General features: G+C 33.8%; 18 protein-coding genes. 8 read left to right on the forward strand and 10 right to left on the reverse strand.

The genetic code is table 11. The features are described from left to right. Positions 1 to 118: 118 nt before the first annotated feature. From KHA90_RS15405 to KHA90_RS15415, 3 genes are read right to left on the reverse strand one after another with little or no spacing between them, the layout of a single operon-like run. Positions 119 to 1,015 carry a glucosaminidase domain-containing protein gene (locus tag KHA90_RS15405; protein ID WP_213302229.1) on the reverse strand — a complete coding sequence of 299 codons (897 nt, stop codon included), beginning with the start codon at positions 1,013 to 1,015 and terminating at the stop codon, positions 119 to 121. Beyond that, complete coding sequence (locus KHA90_RS15410) at positions 1,008 to 1,904, reverse strand: 1-aminocyclopropane-1-carboxylate deaminase/D-cysteine desulfhydrase (RefSeq protein ID WP_244860375.1); 897 nt, start codon at positions 1,902 to 1,904, stop codon at positions 1,008 to 1,010. The genes KHA90_RS15405 and KHA90_RS15410 overlap by 8 nt, the downstream gene beginning before the upstream one ends. A gap of 8 nt (positions 1,905 to 1,912) precedes the next feature. Next, positions 1,913 to 2,248: a hypothetical protein gene (locus KHA90_RS15415; protein WP_213302232.1), complete on the reverse strand. Its 336-nt coding sequence runs from the start codon at positions 2,246 to 2,248 to the stop codon at positions 1,913 to 1,915. Between the two features lie 113 nt (positions 2,249 to 2,361). Between KHA90_RS15415 and KHA90_RS15420 the strand changes: the two genes are divergently transcribed. From KHA90_RS15420 to ilvA, 4 genes are all read left to right on the forward strand, one after another. Then, positions 2,362 to 2,538, forward strand: coding sequence for a DUF5522 domain-containing protein (locus tag KHA90_RS15420; protein WP_162789336.1), 177 nt, complete (start codon positions 2,362 to 2,364; stop codon positions 2,536 to 2,538). A gap of 552 nt (positions 2,539 to 3,090) precedes the next feature. Further along, the gene (locus KHA90_RS15425; RefSeq protein WP_213302235.1) at positions 3,091 to 5,067 is read left to right on the forward strand and encodes a urocanate hydratase; all 1,977 of its coding nucleotides are present in this window, start codon (positions 3,091 to 3,093) and stop codon (positions 5,065 to 5,067) included. A 43-nt stretch (positions 5,068 to 5,110) separates the two neighbouring features. After that, positions 5,111 to 5,650, forward strand: coding sequence for a DUF4136 domain-containing protein (locus KHA90_RS15430; protein WP_213302238.1), 540 nt, complete (start codon positions 5,111 to 5,113; stop codon positions 5,648 to 5,650). Positions 5,651 to 5,987: 337 nt separating this feature from the next. Continuing rightward, positions 5,988 to 7,232 carry a threonine ammonia-lyase IlvA gene (gene ilvA, locus KHA90_RS15435; protein WP_213302493.1) on the forward strand — a complete coding sequence of 415 codons (1,245 nt, stop codon included), beginning with the start codon at positions 5,988 to 5,990 and terminating at the stop codon, positions 7,230 to 7,232. Between the two features lie 82 nt (positions 7,233 to 7,314). Here ilvA and KHA90_RS15440 read toward each other — a convergent pair whose 3' ends face one another. Next, the gene (locus tag KHA90_RS15440) at positions 7,315 to 9,462 is read right to left on the reverse strand and encodes an RICIN domain-containing protein (protein ID WP_213302241.1); all 2,148 of its coding nucleotides are present in this window, start codon (positions 9,460 to 9,462) and stop codon (positions 7,315 to 7,317) included. A gap of 383 nt (positions 9,463 to 9,845) precedes the next feature. Between KHA90_RS15440 and KHA90_RS15445 the strand changes: the two genes are divergently transcribed. Further along, a complete protein-coding gene (locus tag KHA90_RS15445) occupies positions 9,846 to 10,229 on the forward strand; it encodes a group III truncated hemoglobin (protein ID WP_213302243.1) in 384 nt (127 codons plus the stop codon). Between the two features lie 462 nt (positions 10,230 to 10,691). Further along, a complete protein-coding gene (locus KHA90_RS15450; RefSeq protein ID WP_213302246.1) occupies positions 10,692 to 11,954 on the forward strand; it encodes a site-specific integrase in 1,263 nt (420 codons plus the stop codon). A 795-nt stretch (positions 11,955 to 12,749) separates the two neighbouring features. Here the strand turns inward: KHA90_RS15450 and KHA90_RS15455 are convergent. The 6 genes from KHA90_RS15455 to KHA90_RS15480 form a co-directional block, all read right to left on the reverse strand. Beyond that, a complete protein-coding gene (locus KHA90_RS15455) occupies positions 12,750 to 12,896 on the reverse strand; it encodes an RteC domain-containing protein (RefSeq protein ID WP_262899367.1) in 147 nt (48 codons plus the stop codon). A gap of 135 nt (positions 12,897 to 13,031) precedes the next feature. Next, positions 13,032 to 13,649, reverse strand: coding sequence for a type 1 periplasmic binding fold superfamily protein (locus KHA90_RS15460; RefSeq protein ID WP_244860380.1), 618 nt, complete (start codon positions 13,647 to 13,649; stop codon positions 13,032 to 13,034). A 60-nt stretch (positions 13,650 to 13,709) separates the two neighbouring features. Continuing rightward, positions 13,710 to 16,043 carry a TonB-dependent receptor gene (locus KHA90_RS15465; RefSeq protein WP_213302249.1) on the reverse strand — a complete coding sequence of 778 codons (2,334 nt, stop codon included), beginning with the start codon at positions 16,041 to 16,043 and terminating at the stop codon, positions 13,710 to 13,712. An 813-nt stretch (positions 16,044 to 16,856) separates the two neighbouring features. Continuing rightward, positions 16,857 to 18,098: a GTP-binding protein gene (locus KHA90_RS15470; protein WP_213302252.1), complete on the reverse strand. Its 1,242-nt coding sequence runs from the start codon at positions 18,096 to 18,098 to the stop codon at positions 16,857 to 16,859. A gap of 4 nt (positions 18,099 to 18,102) precedes the next feature. Beyond that, entirely contained in the window at positions 18,103 to 18,414 is a 312-nt protein-coding gene (locus tag KHA90_RS15475; RefSeq protein WP_213302255.1) for a hypothetical protein, read from the reverse strand. 78 nt (positions 18,415 to 18,492) lie between these two features. Then, positions 18,493 to 20,682: a carbohydrate binding family 9 domain-containing protein gene (locus tag KHA90_RS15480; RefSeq protein WP_213302258.1), complete on the reverse strand. Its 2,190-nt coding sequence runs from the start codon at positions 20,680 to 20,682 to the stop codon at positions 18,493 to 18,495. A gap of 186 nt (positions 20,683 to 20,868) precedes the next feature. On the opposite strand from KHA90_RS15480, the gene KHA90_RS15485 reads away from it, so the two are divergent. After that, the gene (locus KHA90_RS15485; RefSeq protein WP_213302260.1) at positions 20,869 to 21,570 is read left to right on the forward strand and encodes an ABC transporter ATP-binding protein; all 702 of its coding nucleotides are present in this window, start codon (positions 20,869 to 20,871) and stop codon (positions 21,568 to 21,570) included. A gap of 38 nt (positions 21,571 to 21,608) precedes the next feature. Then, entirely contained in the window at positions 21,609 to 23,747 is a 2,139-nt protein-coding gene (locus KHA90_RS15490) for a TonB-dependent receptor domain-containing protein (RefSeq protein ID WP_213302263.1), read from the forward strand. Positions 23,748 to 23,749: the final 2 nt, after the last annotated feature.

Raw genomic sequence — 23,749 nt, forward strand, 5'->3', positions numbered from 1 at the left:
TTTTAGATTTTAGAGTTCTGATTTTAGATTAAAAACAGAAAACTCTATTTTAAAATTTGATTTTAGATTGATTTCAAACTGAAAACCGAGACTGAGACTGAGACTGAAAACTAAAAACCTATTTCACTTTCAATCGCTGCCCAATAGAAATTGCATTGTCTGAAAGATTATTTTTTCGTTTTAAGTCATCAACCAAAACGTTGAATTTTTTTGAAATTGAGTATAGAGTATCTCCTTGTTGTACTTCGTATAAATTGGGATCGTTTGAATTTGCATTTGAAGAACTTTTAGCCGGAGTTGAAGAATTTTTAACTGTACTTGATTTCTCAAAAGGTTTGTAATTTCTTCCCGTTACCTGACAATCATATTGATGCAGATTGTAACGCTCGATATAACTGATTAATTTATCCGGATAATTAGGATCTGTAGCATAACCCGCAGCTCTTAAACCTTTTGCCCAGGATTTATAATCGTCTTTTTCGTAAGTGAATAAAGTGGCATATCTCTTTTTTCCAACCAAAAATAAAGCGTGATCTCTATAGGATTCTGCAGCTAAAGGATATTTTCTAAAACATTCCTGAGCCGAATCATCGTCATGGCGAACACTTTCTCCAAGCCAGTCGTTATGGCATTTAATCCCGAAATGATTATTTGCTTCAATCGCTAAATCACCTCTTCCCGCGCCTGATTCTAAAATTCCCTGTGCCAGAATAATACTCGCCGGAATACCGTATTTAGTCATATTTCCCATTGCAATATCTTTAAATTGCAATACATAATTATTGATTAAATCGCTGGTGACAACAGTTTTTGAAGTCGATTGAATAACTTCTGTGGTTACATTTGTAGAAGGATAACTTTTAACAGTTGGTTTTACAGGAGTTTGCTTTTTGGTCGCTGCCACTCTTGGTTTCTGAACCGCTGCTGCTTTTCTGGTCGTCGCAATTGCTGGTTTACTGGAAGAACAACTTACTATAGTTGCCAATATTAAGAATGCTATTATTTTTTTAACCATTGCTTTTGAGTATTGGTAATTTTTTCTGCTTCAATTTTATATTCATTCCTTCAATACCCTGCAATCCGCCGGTATGAACTAATAATATCTTTGAATGTTGAGGAAAATAGTTTTTATTTATTAGATCTATAACGCCAAAAACCATCTTTCCTGTATAAATTGGATCCAAGGGTATTTTATTATCTTCAAAAAAAGCATTGATAAATTCAATTAATTCTAAATTTATCTTTCCGTAACCTCCAAAATGATAGTCAGAAATTAAATTCCAGTTATCTTTTTTTGCAAAAATACGAATTTCATCGGTTAAAAAGTCACCTTTTAACGCCGGAAACCCTAAAATTTTCTGATGTGGCAAGGCGCTGTTGATTAATCCGGAAATTGTTCCGCCCGTTCCAACCGCGCAACAAACGTAATTAAACACAGCATCTTCATCCGTCAAAATCTCTTCACAACCTTTTACCGCAAGTTCATTTGTTCCGCCTTCGGGCACTAAATAAAAGTCGCCAAACTTGTCCTTTAATTTTTCTATAAACGAAATTTCGCTTTTATTCCGATATTCCTCTCTCGTCACAAACTCAAATTCCATTCCGTTTTCCTGAGCGAATTTTAATGTTGGATTTTCATTTATTTTATCAAAAAGTTCATCGCCGCGAATAATTCCAATCGTTTTAAAACCTTGCTCTTTTCCGGCATGCGCTACCGCCGCAATATGATTTGAAAAAGCACCGCCAAAAGTTAAGAGAGTTCCTTTATTTTCAGCTTTCGCCTGAACTAAATTGTATTTTAATTTCCTTAATTTATTCCCCGAAATAAAGGGATGATTTAAGTCCTCCCGCTTTATTGTCAATGAAATGTCATTGGAAAAGTTGATATGAATTTCCTGATTCAAAATCTGTTTTATTTTAAAATTATGTAATTCAAAAAGCAAAAAAAAGATCGGTTTTTCAAATAATTTAAATTGGTTTCATTGGCGTAAGCTTCTCTTTCAAAACTTATATTCCGGTATGCCAAATCTTTGTTTTTATATTGAATTAACCGAATTAAATATTCTGAAAAATAGAAAAAATAAAACGGAAAAATCAATAATTCCAGTTGTTGCCGCAAATGAATTTTTTCATGATTGATAAAAATGGGATTCACTTTATCTCCATCATATTTTAAAATCACAAACGGAAACACGGTCATTCCGCGATATCCTTTCGGAATTAAATATTTGGCAACAATCAGAAACATTAGCTGTAAAATTTATAAATTTGTAGATAAAAATTGTTCAATTTCATTAAAATCACAATCAATTCAATTCATTTGATTTTAAGAAAACAGGAACATCAACCCAATGCAGATTTATGAAAGAGCAAAGTAATGAAAATAAATTAATCGAAGGCGAAGATTTTTACTATACGCCCGAAGGTTATAAATGCTTTACTGAAAAACACCATTTGAAACGTGGTTATTGCTGCAAAAGCGGCTGTCGCCATTGTCCTTACGGATTTGATAAAAAAACAGGCAGGATTAGGAAATAATCTAATTAGAAAATGTGGCAATTTGAAAATTAGATAATTTCTTAATTTGTCAATTTAAAAAATCAACAACTAACAATTAACCATCAATAATTATAAATGGATATTCGCTCAAGAAAATTTAGGATTAAAATCCACAAATCCTATCACAGGTCGGATATTCGTTATCCATAGTTTTTTAATTAGAAAATGTGTCAATTTGATAATTTGAATTATTTTGAAACGAATTTTGATCGATAAATATTTCGCTCCGATGGAGCTTTTGTAACGTATTTATTTGATTTTCTAAAAATATAACGCCTTTCCAAGGCTTAAAATAAGTCCGTTAGGATTGACATATTTGTGGCAAAATATTAACGAATTATAAACTCTGGAGGAGTGCTATATTTATAGCAAAATATTTATGGCAATTTAATTAACGTTATTGTTTCAGCTCCAGCAGAGCGACATAAATTAAAACACAAATTAATTAGACATTTGATTATTTGGATTCAAAAAAATCTAAAATCAACAATCTAATCCCGATAGCTATCGGGACTAAAAAAAATTAAAAAAATGACTTTCAAAGAACAAATACAACAAGGAATTCCTTCAATATTACCTCCAAAAAAAGAATACGATTTAGCGATTAATCATGCGCCTAAACGAAAAGATATTCTTTCGGCAGAAGAAAAAAAACTCGCTTTAAAAAATGCTTTGCGTTATTTTGAAGCCAAACATCACGCCGAATTAATTAAAGAATTTTCAGAAGAATTAGACACTTACGGTCGGATCTATATGTACCGTTTACGTCCGGATTACAGAATGTACGCGAGACCAATTGACGAATATCCGGGAAAATCAATACAGGCAAAAGCAATTATGCACATGATCCAGAACAATCTGGATTATGCTGTGGCACAACATCCACATGAATTAATTACTTATGGTGGAAACGGAGCCGTGTTCCAAAACTGGGCGCAATATTTATTAACGATGCAATATTTGTCTGAAATGACAAACGAGCAGACTTTAACGATGTATTCCGGACATCCTATGGGACTATTTCCTTCGCATTCTGAAGCACCAAGAGTTGTGGTTACCAACGGAATGGTGATCCCAAATTATTCTAAACCGGACGATTGGGAAAAAATGAATGCTTTGGGCGTTTCGCAATACGGACAAATGACAGCGGGAAGTTATATGTATATTGGTCCGCAAGGAATTGTACACGGAACGACAATTACGGTTTTGAATGGTTTCAGAAAAATAAAACAAAACCCTGAAGGCAATTTATTCGTAACTTCAGGTTTAGGCGGAATGTCCGGCGCGCAGCCAAAAGCGGGAAATATTGCAGGTTGTATCACGGTCTGCGCCGAAGTAAACCCAAAAATCACCAAAATTCGTCACGAACAAGGCTGGATTAATGAAATCGTAACTTCGACAGAAGAATTGGTCAAGAGAGTGACTTTGGCGAAAGCCAATAAAGAAGTCGTTTCGATTGCTTATTTAGGAAATGTGGTGGATGTTTGGGAATGTTTCGATAAAGAAAATATCAAAATTGATTTAGGATCAGATCAGACTTCGCTTCATAATCCGTGGGCTGGAGGATATTATCCAGTTGGAATTTCGTTTGAAGATGCGAACGAAATGATGGCGAATAATCCTGATTTATTCAAAGAAAAAGTTCAGGAATCTTTACGCAGACAAGCCAGAGCAATTAACAAACATACCGAAAAAGGAACGTACTTTTTTGATTACGGAAATGCATTTTTACTTGAAGCTTCCCGCGCCGGAGCAGATGTAATGGCGGAGAATAATATCGATTTTAAATATCCAAGTTACGTTCAGGATATTATGGGACCTATGTGTTTTGATTACGGTTTTGGCCCTTTTAGATGGGTTTGTACATCGGGTAAACCGGAAGATTTACAAAAAACAGATAATATTGCCAGTGCAGTTTTAGAAGAACTGGCGAAAACGGCTCCAAATGAAATTCAGCAGCAAATGCAGGATAATATCAAATGGATTAAAGGCGCACAGGAAAACAAACTGGTTGTGGGTTCTCAGGCAAGAATTCTTTACGCTGATGCGGAAGGAAGAATTAAAATTGCCGAAGCTTTTAATCAGGCAATTGCCAAAGGCGAAATTGGGACTGTTGTTTTAGGGCGCGATCATCATGACGTTTCGGGAACTGATTCGCCTTACAGAGAAACTTCTAACATCTATGACGGATCTCGTTTTACAGCCGATATGGCGATTCAAAACGTGATTGGCGACAGCTTTAGAGGAGCAACCTGGGTTTCAATTCATAACGGTGGCGGAGTTGGCTGGGGAGAGGTTATAAACGGTGGCTTTGGTATGGTTCTTGATGGTTCTAAAGAGGCCTCAAAACGTTTAGCATCAATGCTTTTTTGGGATGTTAACAACGGAATTTCAAGACGAAGCTGGGCTCGAAATGACGAAGCTATTTTTGCAATAAAAAGAGCAATGGAAGTTCAGCCTTTATTAAAAGTAACTTTACCTAATATTGTAGATGAAAATCTATTTTAGAGAAAGTTTCGTATTTATTTAAAAAACATAAATCCTTAAATATATGAAAACATTCAAATTAGTACCCGTTTTTTTGCTTTTAATATTAGCCTCCTGCAGCACTGTTAGTGTTTATTCTGATTACGATAAAAACGTAGATTTTGCACCTTATAAAACCTATGCTTTTTTTAAGCCGGGAATTGATAAGGTCGAAATTTCTGATTTGGATAAAAGAAGAATCCTGCATGCCATAGAGGAAGAAATGCAAGCCAAAGGTTTTACAAAAAGTGACAATCCTGATTTATTAGTAAATATTTTTACAAAATCAAGAGAACAAGTTAATGTAAACCAATTTAGCGCCGGTTATGGTTACGGCTGGGGTTGGGGATGGAATCCTTACATGATGTATGGCGGAAACCAAACTACAGTATCAACATCTACAGAAGGAACTTTATTCATTGATTTAATCGATGCTAAAAAGAAAGAAATGATCTGGCAAGGTGAAGGAGTTGGAACTTTAACTAAAAACATCGATAAAAAAGATGCAAAAGTAAAAGAAATTGTATCGAAAGTTTTAGCGCAATATCCTCCGGTTAAGAAATAATTTTTCGTCGCAGTTTTCAGTTTTTTAAAAAAACTAAATAAAGTTGATAAATACTTCCCAAAATAATTAATACATTTGCGATTCAAATATCTGAAATGAAAAACTTAAATATCATTATTATCTTTATTAATATTATCGCAATTCAGCGATAATGGCGAGGTATGATATAAATAAGTAAACAATATACAATTTATTAAACCTCCCAAATCGGGAGGTTTTTTTTATTTAAAAAATTTAAAATAGCCACGAATTTCACGAATGTTCACGAATTTTTTTTCCAACTTTGAGTAACTAAATTAGTGGAAATTCGTGCAATTCATGGCGAAAAACAAACATGATGAATCTATTTAACGAAGTACTTGCTGCTCAAAAGCAACTTGAAAACGTGGTTGCCGCTACTCCACTCACACAAAATTTAAATCTTTCGGACGAATTTAAATCGACTATTTTATTGAAACGGGAAGATTTACAAATTGTGCGGTCGTATAAAATCAGAGGCGCTTATAATAAGATTTCTTCATTGAACGAAAAAGAAAAAGCAATTGGAATTGTGTGTGCAAGTGCCGGAAATCATGCGCAAGGCGTGGCCTATTCCTGTCATCTTTTGCAGATAAAAGGCAAAATTTATATGCCAAAAACAACTCCGAAACAAAAAGTAAAACAAGTTCAGTTATTTGGGAAATCGTTTGTTGAAATTGTACTTACGGGAGACACTTTTGATGATGCATATGCTTCGGCAACAGCAGATGCCATCAAAAATCATAAAATCTTTATTCATCCTTTTGATGATAAAAAAGTAATTGCCGGTCAGGGAACTGTAGGACTTGAAATTCTGGAAAGCTATAAAAAACCTATAGATTATGTTTTTGTACCAATTGGCGGTGGAGGATTAGCTTCTGGTCTATCTGAGGTTTTTAAAAATTTGAGCCCAAATACTAAAATTATTGGCGTTGAACCCAAAGGCGCTCCTTCGATGAAAACTTCTATTACAGAAAATAAAAATACAGCTTTAACCACAATTGATAAATTTGTGGATGGCGCTGCCGTAAAACAAGTTGGCGATAAAACTTTTGAAATCTGCCGTCAAAATTTAGCTGATATTATTCTCGTTCCCGAAGGAAAAGTCTGCACGACAATTTTACGTTTGTACAATGAAGAAGCTATGGTTGTAGAACCTGCCGGAGCATTGACAATTGCTGCTTTAGATTTTTATAAGGAAGAAATAAAAGGAAAAACTGTCGTTTGCGTGGTTAGCGGAAGCAATAATGACATAGAAAGAACCGCCGAAATCAAGGAGCGTTCTTTACTTTACGAAGGTTTGATGCATTATTTTATGATTCAGTTTCCACAACGTCCGGGGGCTCTAAAAGAGTTTGTAAATAATATTTTAGGTCCGGATGATGACATTACTTATTTTCAGTTTGCGAAGAAAAATAGTCGTGAAGTGGGCTCTGTAGTCGTAGGTTTAGAATTGAAAAACAAAAAAGATATTAAGGCAATTAAATTGAATATGACTCAATATGGTTTTGAGTTTCATTACTTAAATGATAATCAGGATTTGTTCACGCAATTAATAGGATAAAACCAAAAAGGCTGCCTGAATTGAAATCAGACAGCCTTTTAAAATCAAAAATAAAATTACTAATTAAATTCCCGACTGTTTATTATTGCTTCAGCACTTTTTTAGAATAAGATCGTTTGCTATCATTTACTCTAACTACATAAAGTCCTTTTGGTAATTTTGAAATTTCAATTTCAGCTTCATTTCCACTTACAAAATTGATGGCTCTTTTTTGTAAACGCTGACCGTTAGCAGAGTAAATTTCTACTTCGCCTGAACCTGAATTTGGCGTATTGATTTTTAAATAATCATTTGTTGAATTGATATAAAGAGAAAAATCAGACTCAGCATTTACTTCCTCGATTGCAACTTTCTTAGCCGCCGAAGCCTCAACCTGAACCAATTGCCATTGTTGATTCAAACCTCCTGTATAGGCCCAAACCTGAAGATTTGCGCCGTTTGCTGTCGAAACATTTTCAACATCTAATGATTTTCCGCTATTTACATTGATAATTTTGTAGTAACCTCCGCCAAGACTTGTAACCGTCCACTTGAATTCATTTGAAGTTGACGCTGTTCTTTGCTGTACTTTTATTCCATCTGCAGTACTATTATTTTCGGTTGCCAAATACATTCCTGTCGATTTTACAATAATGTAATAATTGCCACTTCCGTCAGCAACAAATTTCCAGCGTTGGTTATTTCCTCCACCATTTGTAATATCATATTGCTGAATTCTGCCTCCACTTACAGTCGAATTATCTGCAACATCTAATCCTTTATTACTGTGTCTTGAAATGATATTATAATATCCGGGTAATCCCGTTGCTGGCGGTGTTCCTGCGCCCCAGGTAAATGTTACTGCTGATGATGCCGGAACAGCATAATTAAATGCTGATGATCCTGCAACAACTTTGATTGTATTTGCACCTCCGGAATTGTAAATTACAAGTGCAATCGATCCGTCAGGGTTTTTAAATCCAGCCGAAACAATACTTCCGTTTGTACTTGATGATGAAACTCTTAAAGCTCCGGGTTTTACATATTTTGAGATTTGTCCAATAATATAATACGCAACATTTTTAGTATAACTGGTACTATTATTTACCGTAATTGCGCCTAAACAAGTATTGCATCCGCCCGGAGTTCTTGGTCCAAGACTTGAATTATTTGCCGCGTTCCATTCTAAAACTGTTTTTGCCCAGTTGTTTGTACTGCCAATAACAACATTTTGCATGTGCCAGCCAAAATCTCCGCCAAAGCTTCCGCCTGATCCTGTGTATTGTTCTGTAAAATAAACGTTTTTGTTTGTTGCGTTGCGAACGGTTGACATTGCCGAAATATTTCCTAAATATAAATGGAACGCTGCGCCATCAACATAACTGCTATTGTTTAAAACATCAATAGGATATGCTGTATTGTCACAATTATGATCAAAAGCTATGATTTTTATATTCCCGTAACCTGCCGTTGCCATTTGTGGACCAAGTTGTTGATTAATAAAATTCTTTTGTTCTGTAGAATTCATTAACATACTTGGTTCATTATTTGGATTTTCAGGTTCGTTTTGAGGCGTGATTCCCCAAATCGATATTCCCTGCGCCTGCATGGCTGCAAAATACTTTACAAAATATCTTGCGTAAGCTGCATAATATTGTGTTTGTAAACTTCCGCCAACCCACGAATTATTGGTTTTCATCCATCTTGGCGCTGACCAAGGAGTTGCCAGAATTTTTATATTCGGATTAATAAGCAGAATCTTTTTTATGATCGGAATTAAATAAGTCAAATCTGGTCCGTTCAGGCTAAAGTTATTCATATTTACATCTCCCGAAGTTTCATTATAACTGTACGAAGAACTACTCAAATCTGATGCTGCAATACTAATACGAACTACATTTGCGTTTAAACCTGTTACAGGATTGTACAAATCGTTTAGTAATTGGTTTTGTTGCGTGGCAGCCATTCCGCTAATTACTTCGCAACTTCCTTCGGTTAATGTGTAACCAAATCCGTCCATAGTTTGATATGTTGTTCCTGCATTAACTGTTATAGTTGAAGCATTAGTTCCTGAATTTGCAGCAAAATTTACAGTAGATTGTTGTTGCAGCAATTTCGTTTGATCTCCGCTCGTAATCCACGGAGTAACCGTTTGAGCATTCATCTTAATAGTAGATGAAATTAAAATAATGATAAACATCATTATCTTTAAATTCATTAAATAAGGTAGTTTTTGGGTAGTTTTTTTCATTTTTATTGAGTTTTTAATAATTAAATTTTTCTTATTTTTTAAGATTAATATTATTAATTCATATCAATATTAAGATAAAATTAATTAAATCTGTATTTTCTTAACTTTACAAATACACATCATGTCAAAATTTCACCTTTACAAAAACCTATCTATTTATTTTTTAATTAGTTGATTTATAGCATTTTAAAAAATAAAAAGTTACTAAAAATCTTACGCCGAATATTTGGTCATTTTAAAATCAATGAATTTGAAACTTTAAATAACAAAACTCATCTATAAAGCTATAATTAAAAAGAAGAAATAGCAGGAAATGATAAATATCAGTAAATAAAAAGCTGGTTAAATCGTACTTTTGTAATTGATTTAAAAACGAGAAAAACATGACTCTTCAGGATATTTCTAATTTGGACGATATTAAACTTTTAGTAAATACATTTTACGATAAAGTGCAGAAAGACGATTTAATTGGTCCAATATTCAATGAAAGAATACTGGGAAGATGGCCTGAGCATTTAGAGAAAATGTATCGTTTTTGGCAGACTATCTTGTTAGAAGTGCATACTTATTCCGGAACTCCTTTTCCTCCGCACAAACACTTACCAACCAATCAATCTCATTTTGATCGTTGGATGGAAATTTTTACTTCAACTGTTGACGGGCTTTTTGTTGGAAAGTTAGCCGAAGAAGCTAAGGTTCGAGCGGCAAATATGGCGTATATGTTCAATTATAAAATTGAGTATTTTAGAAATCTTGAGAATCATTAAATTTTATTTTGCCACAAATTTTCACGAATTGTTTTTACTTGAAATTTTTAAAATTCATTATGAAAAGCTTCATTCCAAGCGTGCTTATAAATGAATATTTCTAAGTATCATTACTCTTTATCTCTATAAATTTAAAAAAATAGTTCTTTTGAAAAGGTGAGCCCTAGCCCTGATGGAAGCGGCATCCTTTTTGTTTTTTCTTTAAAAGAATTAATAAAAAGCAAAAATAGGCAAAACGGTGAAAACCGTTACTATAAAGTGGTTTATATAATTGTGGTCTAAAGTTGGAAGGCTGTGTACTTTAGTTTTTGGGATTGAAATGACAAGGTTAAGTTACTAAATCGTTACTGATTACGATTTAACGTAGTAATTTTAAATGGCTATATTTCAGTTGTTTGCGTTATTTTTCATATTTACTTGTAACTCAATGAAAGTTAATTTTAAACATTAAATTTTTGAGTTATGGAGAAGACAAAAAAGTCCACGTTCAAACTACTTTTCTACCTAAAGAAAAATGAACCGAAGAAGAATGGAACAGTTGCAATTATGGGGCGTATTACCATTGACGGTAAACCAGCCTGTTTCAGTACCAAATTAGAGATAAATTCTAATACCTGGGATTTAAAACACGGTAGGCTTTTGGGCAAGAGTGCCCAAGCATTGGCAATCAACATTAAACTAGATAAAATTAGATTACGTATAGACCATCATTATGATGAAATCCTTAAAGAGGAAGGTTTCGTTACGGCACAAAAATTAAAAATGGCCTTTTTTGGGATAGGTGTTATGACTGATACTATACTCACTGTTTTTGCAGACCACAATGGAGACTTTAAAAAAATGGTTGATAAAGAACAGCGTTCTACAAGCACTTATAGGAAATATGATATTGTTTATAGACACTTAAGTGAGTTTATCCAACTGCGATATTACAGACCCGATATGGCTTTTAGAGAACTTACACCAGATTTTATTCGTGAGTTCGACTTCTTTCTGCGTATAGATAAGGAATGTACACATAATACGCTATGTGTTTATACAATGCCAGTAATCCGAATGGTAGAGCTTGCTATTAAGAAAGGACTAATCAGAAAAAATCCTTTCGAAGATTACGAGATTACGATGAATGAGAAAGACCGTGGCTATCTGCTTAAAGAAGATGTTGAGAAGATTTTGGTTCATAATGCAAATAAAAGGTTTGAGTTAGTCCGGGATTTATTTGTGTTCAGTTGCTTTACTGGTTTATCGTACGCAGATATTAAGAAGTTAAAACGAAGCAATATCCAGTCATTCTTTGACGGTCATCAATGGATTATCAGCAGACGTAAAAAAACAGATAATGCATCAAATGTCCGCTTGCTTGAAATACCTAAAAGAATAATTGAGAAATATGTGGGTGTTATGCGGAATGAACTTGTTTTTCCGACACCTTCTAATCCTACCTGCAATACCCACATCCGTAAGATTATTGAACAGGCAGAGATTTTTTCTGAAAATAAAATCGGCTTCCATACAGCCAGACATACTTTCGGTACTATGTTCCTAACAGAAGGAGTTCCTCTTGAAAGTCTTAGTAAAATGATGGGGCATAAAAACATTTCCACAACACAGATTTATGCAAAAATTACCAGTCAGAAAATCAGTAAGGATATGGATTTGGTGTCAGGTAAATTTAATTCTATGGAGCTTACATTTATAGCTGCAGAAAAAGAACTTACTCTTTAATAATTTTATAGTCTTTTAGGAGAGATTTTAGAAGCAGAACTTAAAGGTTCTGCTTTTTTATGCCCACACTTTTTATACCCAAAGCACATTTATCTCCTTTCCTCATTCCCTTTCAATAAAAGAGCTTTGGCTGAAAAATACTGAAAAGCATATCGGAAAATTCAGAACAAATCCCCACAATATTTTCCAATATCCTTTTGGTGGCTTTCTTAGCCACATACCTAAAAACGTTTAAAAATTCTGATGGATAAATGCCCATTTTCTAATCACATAGACCATTTCCCAAATGCCTTTTCCATTGGCTTCCACATACGCTTTTATCCAAGAAGCCAGTATGCTGTTTTGTCCCATTTCAAGAGCAAAGGTATTTACGTGTTCTTAACGCAGGAACAAGGTCAAGCCCTTCGGGTTTGCAAAAAAATCTCCACCTATTCAGGTTGTATTTTTTTGACAAAACCTTGTTCCTCCTAAACACGAACCTTTTATGCTCGTGAAACGAAACAAAGCATACTCCGGCTCTTTAGACGAATAAAAAAAATGTCAGAAATGAAAAAATATAGCATTGGAAACGGTAAAAAAGTGAAACGAAACTTCAGCACCACCTCTCATTGCCGAATAAATTAAATCAAAAAAAATCAAACAGAAATTTCACAACGTAAAAATCAAAAATTATGAACATCACAGGAAGACTGACAAAGTTATGTAAAGCTTTACATAATGCTGTTTATGGCATATATGGGTAAAAAAAAAGCAGTACCTTTTGAGTACTGCTTTGTAATTACTGTTTTAATTTGGTTAAAGGTATGAGTAAAGAGCGTAAATTAATTCGATAAGTGCATTTTTAGAGTCTGTCCAAAAGAGGTCTTTGGTAGATTCTCCATTTTGAAAAATTGGGTATTGGTTTTCATCACGATTTATTTTATTCAAAAAAAAGGCATACAAAATCTGTATGCCTTTTGCTATCTATATATAAAAATTAATGATTATTCAGTATAATAATAGATTCAATTCGTCCCATTAAAGCTGTAGGCAATTCATTTTTTTGAATAGGTAATACACCGAATAATTATTAAATTTTTACAAAACTGATATTGAAAAAGTAACTTCAAAATCAGTTGAGCCAGCCGCATTGGTTATATCACCAGCTGCAACATTAACCCCACTTTTATTAGGTTCGTGTCTTAAAGTAATTGTTAAATTTCCAGAAGCCACTTCGGTAGTAGTAAAAACAGATTGTAACCCTACTGGTTTTCCATTTTTATCAAAATTATTAGAGGCTGTTGCGTAAGTAAAAGCATTCAATGTCCCTGTCTTTTGATAGAAAAGTTGGTGATCAACTCCTTCCTCAATAATTTCGGTTGTTATATCTTCAGCAGGATTTACCGATTCATTCTTAACAGTAACGGCGCCATTGTATGTTTTGTTTTTTGCAAAAGGACCAGAAACAGTGGTCACTGGAGCATTTGGGCCATCGCCATCTAAATCTCGATACAGTAAAGTAATAGCAGTTCCTCCACCTACAGGGGTGTAACTAGCAGTAACAGTCGTGATTACCTCTTCCTCATTTACCGGTTCAGGTTCATTTTCGTCATCTTTACTACAAGAGGAGAACGTAAGTGCTGCGATAAGGGCAATTGCTCCCATTTTTAAATGTTTGCTTGCAGGTTTGTTGAATTGTTGTTTTGTTGATTTCATTTTGTTTGTGTTTAAATTAAATTGATACATGTTAAAATTGATTTGCATTATATAAAGTTTTTAATAATTGAATTTGAGCTGAATCTGAAAACTTCTACCGATATCATCCGCAAAAAAACGTTGACGGTTTAAATAATCTCGATAGGAAACGTTTAAAATATTTTGAATTGCAAACACTACTGTTGTAGTCGCTTTTGCGAAAGTTTGGATTTTCATTTCCGAATAAAAATGCAATAAATGATAGGCTGGCGGCGGTGTACTTACATCTACTACAACGGATACAAAAGCGCCGTCTTGTATAATGTTAGTATTAAAATTATTGTCCGGATATTGATTTTGTTTGAATACTATTTCACTTTTTAATTCCAGAATAAGGTCTTTCCATTCTTTTTTAGAAAAACGAATTTTGTTATTGATGTTCAATGGAGGCATATCAATTAAGGGTTCATTATTACTACTATCTTCTCCATTTACATATCCTAATGAAAAAAGATGCTGCCATTGCTTGGTAATGTCCCAATGCGTTTGAACGTCTACGCCAATTAATCGGGCATTGGTTTGGTGGTATTCCCAAACAGGGAAGGCACCGCGAATGGTTGTTTCAAAACCAACAGGTTTTAAAAAAATATAATCACGAATGCTATTGATGTACGGATTTACATCAATAGAAAAACGATTGTATTTTTTCTGAATAGTTACAGACAACTTAGTCGATTGTTCTTTGTTTAGATTCAAATCCCCCAACTCAATTACGCCAGTCGAATGATGCAACCCATCGCTAAAAAGTTCTGAGGGATTTGGGTTTCTGGATGCGATACTGATATTAGTGAACAACTGCAAATTATCGTCAAATTCTTTATGAAAACCAATACTGACCGAAATATTATGATACGTAAAACTTGGTTTTGTAAGCCATTGTGTCCCATAATCACCTACTATAAAATCTGAAAATTCTGAATCATAACCTCTTTCTTCCCACCTTGATTTTTGATAAAATTTAGTAGCATCGATTTTAGAAAAGTCATATCGCAACCCACTATCCATTGTAAAAGTATTCGAAAAATGATGACTTGCTATGGCGTAAACACCTAAATCTATTTTATCATAATTTGGAATTAAAGGCCGAATTCCAGTTGCGGGATTGGCATAATTATTTTGTGTCATTGCTCGAATACCCGATTTAAAATTCCAATCGTGTTCGTTTTTGGTATAATCAATGCTTAAAGAATTGGTTTTTAAATTCAAGTCTAAAGCGGCTAAATTGTTATAATTACCGCGACGTACATCATATTCTAATCTCTTATTCTGTTGAAAATCATATTGGAATGATATAAATTCTAATTCATTGAAATAGTAATTGAAGTTGAATTTAGCAATCTGATGTTCAACATCTTGCTTAGGATTTTTAATCGTATAGGTAAAATCATTGACTATTGAAGGTACTTTGTCCGTTATAGAGTGGTACAAATCATTTACATTTCCGGTATGCGATGCGCTCAAGATTCCAATTAAAGACTTGTAGTAACTATAAAAAACAGCGGTGTTGTATTTTTTTGCAGTGTATTTGATATCTCCCGTAAAATTGGCATTTCGGTTTCCAGTATTCGATAACACATAATCGGGAGCTTCTTTATCGCCCATGTATTTGAAAGTGCCCAATGCATTCCAACTAAAACCGAGATTATTTCCTTTGTGAATGCTTGAAGTTACAGAACCGCCTTTTCCATTTGTATCATAGTTGATGATTGTTTTGCCAAATAAAGTATCTTTTTTTACGTTGAAAGGCTCTAAAATGACTAAGCCACCAATAGCATCTCCACTGTATTGTAAGCCCGAAGATCCTTTAATTACAGTGATTTTTGCAGCTGCATTCACATCAATATTAGGTGCGTGTTCCGATCCCCATTCTTGATCTTCTAATTTTACATTGTTGTTAATGACAGGAACTCTGCTCCCATACAAACCGTTTATTATAGGTTTTACAACTGCATTACCCGTTTTTAGGCTTGAAACTCCTGCAATTTCTTTCAAAGCATCGCCCAGTGTTTGATTGCTGTATTTTTCAATCGTTTCGGTTTTTAGTTGTTGTTCTGCAACCGATTTAGTACTGTTATTGGCTTTTTGCTGAATTATAACTTCTTGAAGCAAGGTTGTATTTGGTTTCAATTTAAAATCAAGTTTTAAATTGCTTTTGAGATCAACAATAGTATCAATGGGTTGATATCCAATAAAGGATACATTGATTTTTATAGTGCCAAAAGGTAAACTAGCAGCACTGTAATTGCCTGAGTCATCACTGCGAATGATTTTTTCATCAATATGAATATGGATACCAGAGAAGCTAATTGGCTCTTGGCATATTATTTTTCCGCTTATTGAATTTTGCGAATACATGCTATTGCAAAAAAGAATAAGACAGAAAAACACGAATTTTTTCTTCAACATTAGTATAATTTAAAATATTTAAAAGCGGATCATTCTATGATTTAGAATGATTTGTTTTTTAGCATTTTAAAATATCGGAGGTGCCCGAAGTGAAAAAAGACATCCTTTAAAAAATGAAGATTTTTTTTTGAAGTGAAATAAAGGTAAATATGCTACAAGGCTGTTTTTATTGAGTTGAAATTCATAAAAATCAGTAGTAGTAAATGAGCTAAAGCTAAAATCACAGGTAAAACATTTTTCAGCAATGCTGTGGCTGTGTGTTACTTGGGTTTCATTTTTAGAATAATTATGATGGCAAGTTTTTTTGGCAAGTTTTTCAGAATGATGTTCATAAGAATGTATCGACTGTAACAGTATTGAGAACAATACCGCCATTGACAGAAGAACACTGATTATGATATGCTTTTTTTTCATTCTTGAAATGGCTAAAATTAATTAGCTTAATAGTAAATTGCTATTTAATTAATGCAATTGTGTTGCAAATATAGCTGACTTATCCATAAATACAACATTGTTGCGTTATTTATTTTGATAAAGAATTGCATAATTAATAATTACGAATTTAGAGAGAACCCAGAGGATCAGGTTTTAAATCTTTCTGAGTAAAATAGTTTTTTTTCGTCCTTCTACTGCAAGGCTTTTTTAGACTTGTAGTTGTTCTCATTTAAAAAAATAACCCGCCTTAAAAACGGGTTATCCACCTACAATCAACCAAACTCCAGGATTTACAAAAAATGCAAAAATATTAAAAACAACATTCAATTATAAATCATAAAACACCGCTGTGCTTTCGTTTGCGCTAATTTGTTTTGGAATCGGAAATAGATCCGTACTTGGAAAAAAACCATCTTGCAAATCCATAATGTCATCGGGTGCACAAAGGCATAACTCTAGTTGACTGCGAATTTCGGCTTCATTCATTTTGATGCCAATAAGAACCAATTCGTTCAATCGATCGCCAAAATTAACATCCCAACGTTCTTCAATTACTTCTTGAAAATCTACAAAATTTTGAAATTTAATGCGTTCCCCAAAAGACATACTTGCCCACCAAACGCCTGCACCTTCGGCCTTCATCGAACCACCTGCCTGACTCCAATTAATGGCTTCGGCTGGGCGGGAAGCAATCCAAAATAATCCCTTACTTCTAATAACAGTTTGCGGAAAAGCATCGGTAATAAACTCATAAAATCGCTTGGGATGAAAAGGGCGATGGTCTCTAAACACAAAACTTGTTATGCCGTACTCTTCGGTTTCGGGAGTGTGTTCGCCCTCTAATTCTCGCATCCAACCTGCAGAGGCTTCGGCTTCTTCAAAATTAAAAAGGCCTGTATTGATGATGGCTTTCAAATCTACTTTTCCGTATTCGGAAGTTAAAATTTCGGCCAGTGGATTCAATTTTTTAATCGAAGCTTTTAAAATATCGAGTTCCGATTTTGTGATTAAATCCGTTTTATTCAAAATGATTACATTCGCAAATTCTACTTGATCTACCAATAAATTGACAATCGTTCGACTGTCATTTTCGATATTAGTAGCCTTTATGTCTTCAAGCGTTTTGGCCGAACCAAAATCTTTAAAAAAGTTAAACCCATCGACCACCGTAACCATTGTATCCACATAGCTAAAACGGGACAAATCAATATTTTCATCTTCGTTGACAAACGAAAAAGTTTGTGCCACAGGAATGGGTTCGCTAATTCCGGTACTTTCGATTAGTAAATAATCAAAACGATTTTCTTTGGCAAGTTTTTCGACTTCTATCATCAAATCTTCACGCAAAGTGCAACAAATACAGCCGTTACTCATTTCGACCAATTTTTCTTCGGTACGTGAAAGTGTCATTTCGTTTTTGACTAATTGGGCATCAATGTTTACTTCGCTCATATCATTGACAATTACGGCCACTTTCAAACCTTCTTTATTGTGAAGAATGTGGTTGAGCAAAGTAGTTTTTCCTGCACCAAGGAATCCTGATAGTACAGTTACGGGGAGTTTTTTCATTATTTTAGGTATTAAATTGTGGTGTTTTCGAAACTATTTTTTTGTTTTTTGATAGCATTTTAAAATAAATAGTTCTTGTATCGATTTTGAAACTGTCATAAAAAACACCCTCTTTTATATCCAACTTTTGTATAATTGGAGTCAATTTCAAGAAACGAAGCATTTTGTATTCTTCATCGACGGTATAAACTTCAAAAGCAGTTTCGACAGAGCGACCATTTCCTGATTTCATCATTCTAATGATGTCTTTTGGGACATTTTGACTTGATGAAATTAATGAATGTAGCAGAAGCGAAAGGATGAGGAGTGTTTTCATTTGAAATGAATTTTTATTAATGCAATTTTGTTGCAAATATAAAACAATATTCAAATAACGCAACTATGTTGCGTTAAATTAAAATTGTTTCAGGAAACTAATTTTTGCGATAGTTTGATCCTGTTTAAAATCATTGGTTTTGTTTTCATTAAAAACCAAATACACAAAAGATTGTGGTTTATATTCCCAACTTAATCTTGAATTCCATCGGCTGCGATTATCAACAGTATTATACTGATAGAAAACATTGAGTTGCAAACGAGGATTCAACGCCAAACGAATATTTGGAGTAACTAATCTGGTAGTCAAATCTTGTTTATCAATTCCTAAACCGACAATTTCATTTTGTTCATAACTCAACGTTGTAGCAAAATACGGAATTGGCGCATATCGAATTCCTGCAACATAAGTTGTATTTTTTCCGTTATAAAATCCACCATAAGTAAAATCGGCAGTTATGGATAATTTACTGCTTTGATCAGAACGATAATTGAAGTTTACAGCCTGATATTTGTAATTTCCTGCTTGAATTTCGATTCCCAATGGACTAAAATTTTCGGTAAGTGTTTGCCAATTGAGCTGATAAGTACCTACAATTTTACTGCCATTATTGAATTGAAAAAAAATGGGGTAAATTCCAATGTAACCTTCTTGAAGTTTAAAATCATTTCGATTCTGATAGAAATCAAAACTAACTCCTGGTTCCCAACTGCGAATAAATTTTGGAAACCACGATAATTTTCTTTTGTTTAAATAAACATCCAAGTAATTTTTAAAAAAATCATTACGGCTCACAAATCCGAGTTGCGGATTGTATTTTTCAGAAATCAAACCCGTATTCCAAACCAATCCCATATCGTTAGAAGTGTAATTTAAACTCGTGTTTGCTGCATAACCATCATCTTTGTTTTCTCCATTGGTTTTTGTCCCACTTATGCTGAAATCAATATTTAGGTTGTCCGTTATTCTGTTAAACCCTGTAATTGTTGCCGATGAATTGGAAAATGAATTTATAACACCATTAGTTTCACTGTATTTATTGGTTACTAAAAATCCTAAATTGTTTTGTTTTCCATAATTTTTTTTAAATAGTAATACCGAATTACTAGATGCTTGCGCCCTTTCAGTCTCTTGCTGATGTACGTAAATTGCTCCTAAACTATAGCTATTAGTTTTTTGTGTAAATCGAGCACCTGCATCAATGGGGATTGGATTTCCGAAATCATCTAATCCAATTTTTCGACTAAAAAACGGGATATAAATATTCTGATTTCCTGCCGTAAACAAACCGGCATTTTCTAAAAAAAATTGTCTTCTTTCTGGGAAAAAAACCGAAAACCGGCTTAAATTATTTACTTGCCTATCAGCATCAGCTTGAGCAAAATCAGTGTTAAATGTCAAATCGAGCGTGCTTTGGGCATTTGGACTCCATTTTATTTCTCCCCCAAATTTGGTTTTATATTCACTTTCGGATGGATTTCCGTTTTGCGTATTGCGATCTATTTGTGAAATCAAGTATGGATTTATTTGAATGTTGGTATTTGATTTTGGCGGTTCAATTCCTTTTAGCTCTACTGCATAATTCATCCTGTAGGTATCAAAACTTCTAGGAAAACCGGGGTATGCTGTAGTTTCATTTTCACGACGGGCAACTCTAACAAAATTGATTCCCCAACTAATAGTATCTTTTACATTTTTAGGATAGCGTAACGTTTTCCAGGGAATTGCTATTTCGCAAGACCATCCATTTTCGTTGATAACACTTCGGGTTTGCCATAACGCATCCCAATCAACATCATAAACATTATCATCAAATACTTGTAAATCTCGTTGGGCACTATATGGGTTAGTCTGGAATGCGGTTGCATTTCTCTTATTGTTATAGGTGTCAAGTGCAATACCAAAAAGATCGTTTTGATAATAATCAAAATCTCTTCTGAAATCCTGTACCCGAACTCCTTTTCTTCCTAAACTATCCAAACAAATAGCACCTATATAAAGGTTTTGTTTGTCATAAAGTATTTTTACAATGGTTTTAAATTTTGGTTTTTCGCCTTGGTTGGGTTCTACTTGTATAAAATTTGAAATTGCAGGAGCTTCTTCCCAATCACTTTCCGAAAGGTTCCCATCTATTTTTATAGCTGTATTCGTTTTTTTGGTATAAATCGATATTTGTTTTGTATCCTGTTTTACAGTGTCTTTTGTTATTATTTGAGCAAATGCATTTGTAGATAAAACAAGTAATACATTGATAAATAGTGTTTTCATTTCTGTTTTATGGTTTGTGTCTGTATATTTTATTTCGTTTGAAAAATTTTTCAAAAATAGGTTTTTATTAATTAACGCAACAATATTGCTTTATAAAATATTTTTCTATATTTGCAACATTATTGCATTAGTATAAAAATGAATAATTATACTTTTCAGATGCTCAAACTATAAAACTGTTTCTATATGGCTGTATTACAAGCAAAAAAATTAAGCAAAGTTTACAATGGTATTTATGCCTTAAAAGATTTGAATTTATCTATTGAAAAAGGCGAAATATTTTGTCTATTGGGTCAGAATGGGGCTGGTAAAACGACAACAATCAATTTGTTTTTAGGGTTCATAAATGCAACAAGTGGTGTGGCAAGCATTGATGATGAAGAGGTAAAACCAAATGACACTGCTACAAAAAAAAACGTAGCTTATATCCCCGAAGTAGTTCAGCTCTACGGTAGCTTAACTGGAATAGAAAATTTAGCTTTTTTTAGTCGTTTGGCAGGTTTTAATTATTCAGATGAAGAGTTAAGTAGTTTTTTAACTAGGGCCAATCTGCAAATTGCTTCTCATAATTTAAAATTAGGCAACTATTCAAAAGGGATGAGGCAAAAAGTAGGCATTGCCATTGCTATCGCCAAAGAAGCAAAAGTTATTTTGATGGACGAACCAACCTCCGGACTTGATCCCAAAGCCACTGCCGAGTTTACCAAAATATGCAAAGAATTAGCCGCCGATGGTAAGACCATTTTTATGACCACGCACGATATTTTTAATGCTGTAAATGTGGGAACTAAAATTGGTATTATGAAAGAAGGAACATTGATTCATACTCTAAGTACAAGTGATATAAATGCCAATGAATTACAAAAATTGTATTTGGAAACCATCTAAAAATCAATTTTTGAATCTCCTTTTTCGAAGAATGAACTATGAAAATATATACAATTATAATAGGATTTTGCTTTTTATGTTCAAACGTATTTTCCCAAACAGATACTTTAAAAACAAAACCGAAAGAAACGACACATATTTTGAAAGCTGTAGAAATAACAGCTAGCAAAAGCAAAATCATTAAGCAACAGCCTGTTAATGTTTCTGTCATTGAGGCAAAACCATTTTATAATACTAATGTCACAGGATTAGATCTAATGAGGCAGGTTTCTGGAATAAAAATAAAACAAGACGGAGGTTTTGGAGCAAAAACGGAGATTTTTATTAATGGCAGTACAGGAAAACAGATTAAATATTTTATTGACGGTCTGCCACAGGATAATATGGGCGAAACGCAATTACTGAACATTTATCCTGTAGAACAAATGGAACGAATAGAAGTTTATAAAGGGGTTCTGCCTGTAGATTTGGGTGCAGATGCCCTCGGTGCCGCAATCAATATCATAACCCGAAAAGAAAAAGAAGACTATTATGATGCGTCCTATTCCATAGGGTCATTTAATACACACCGACTGAATTTTTCGGCAAAAAAACAGCTGTCCAATCACTTTTTTGCTGCCATACAAGCCAATGCCAATTATGCACAAAATGATTACCGGATTGATGCCGATGTGCCTAACGAATTTGGTAATAATGAGAAAAAAAATGTAAAACGATTTCACGATTTATACAAGAATTATAACCTAAAAGTACAAACGGGAGTTACCGATATTCGTTTTGCAGACCAATTGAATTTGAGCATTATACAAACAGGAACTTATGACGAAATACAAAACAACTTAACACAAACACAGCCTTACGGACAAGCATTTTACAAAGAAAATCTATTGAGTGGAATTCTTAAATACCAAAAAAATAATATTTTCAAAAACATTCATCTTTCGGGATTGCTGTCTTACAACAAATTGAACGGACTTTTTACAGATACATCCCAAAATGTGTACAATTGGGAAGGCGTTGTTGTTGATAAAAAAATGGGCGGTGGCGAAATTTCTTCTTCGGGCAATTTATTAAACATTTACACCAATGTTTTTAACGGGAAGATCACAAGTACGTATGCAGTTGCTCCCAATTTTAAATTCGTTTTTAGCAACACCCTGCAAGATTATAAACGAACAGGGAAGGATACTGTGGCTCAAAAATTTTATGGGGGAATTGATTATTTTGGTACTCCTTCTGCGATGTTGAAAAATATAGCCGGATTAGGATTTGAAGGAAATCTATTTAAATCAAGATTGAAATTTTCAACAGCTTTTAAAGATTATTATGCGAATCTTTCAGGATATACCATAGAGTGGACAACTCAAACAATAATTAAGCAATCACTTCACGCCACAGCCTACAACCTAGCATTAGCCTACAATCTCAATGACAATGCTCAAATTAAAACCTCCTATGAACATGCTGCACGCCTACCCGAAGTAGAGGAAGCTTTTGGAGATTTAATGTTGATAAAAGCCAATCCAAATATAAATATTGAGACAAGCGAAAACATAAATGTGAATTTCTTGTATAATTCCAATAAAATTGAAACCGAGGTAAGTGGTTTTTACAGAGACGTTGACAATATTATTTATCTGCGTACCTCTCAATTTAGCGGTCAGTATCAAAATCTTTTGAGTGCAAGGGTATTGGGTGCAGAGGGCAGTATAAAATATATTCCTGTTGACGATATACATTTAAACGCCAACATTACTTATCAGGATTTAAGAAACCAATCTGTTATAGAGAATAGCGGTATAAATAACGAACGCTATAAAAACGCAAGGCTTCCAAACATCCCTTATCTTTTTGCAAATGCAGGAATTTTGTATAAAAATGAATCGCTGTTTAACAAAAAAAATCCCCTGCACGTTTGGCTCAATGCGACTTACACCCACGAATACTTCCTGTATTGGGAAGTGGATGGAGCCAAAGAATTAAAAAACAGAATCCCCACACAGTTTTTACAAAATACAGGAGTTTCATACGCCATTGCAGATAAAGGACTCTCGTTTTCCTTTGAAGTAACCAACTTGACTAACTCAAAAACCTACGACAACTTTAAAGTACAATTGCCTGGAAGAGCATTCAGTTTTAAAATACGAATCTATAAATCTAATACTAAACAAAAATGAAA

The organism is Flavobacterium psychroterrae (assembly GCF_018380615.1).
Lineage (GTDB): Bacteria > Bacteroidota > Bacteroidia > Flavobacteriales > Flavobacteriaceae > Flavobacterium > Flavobacterium psychroterrae.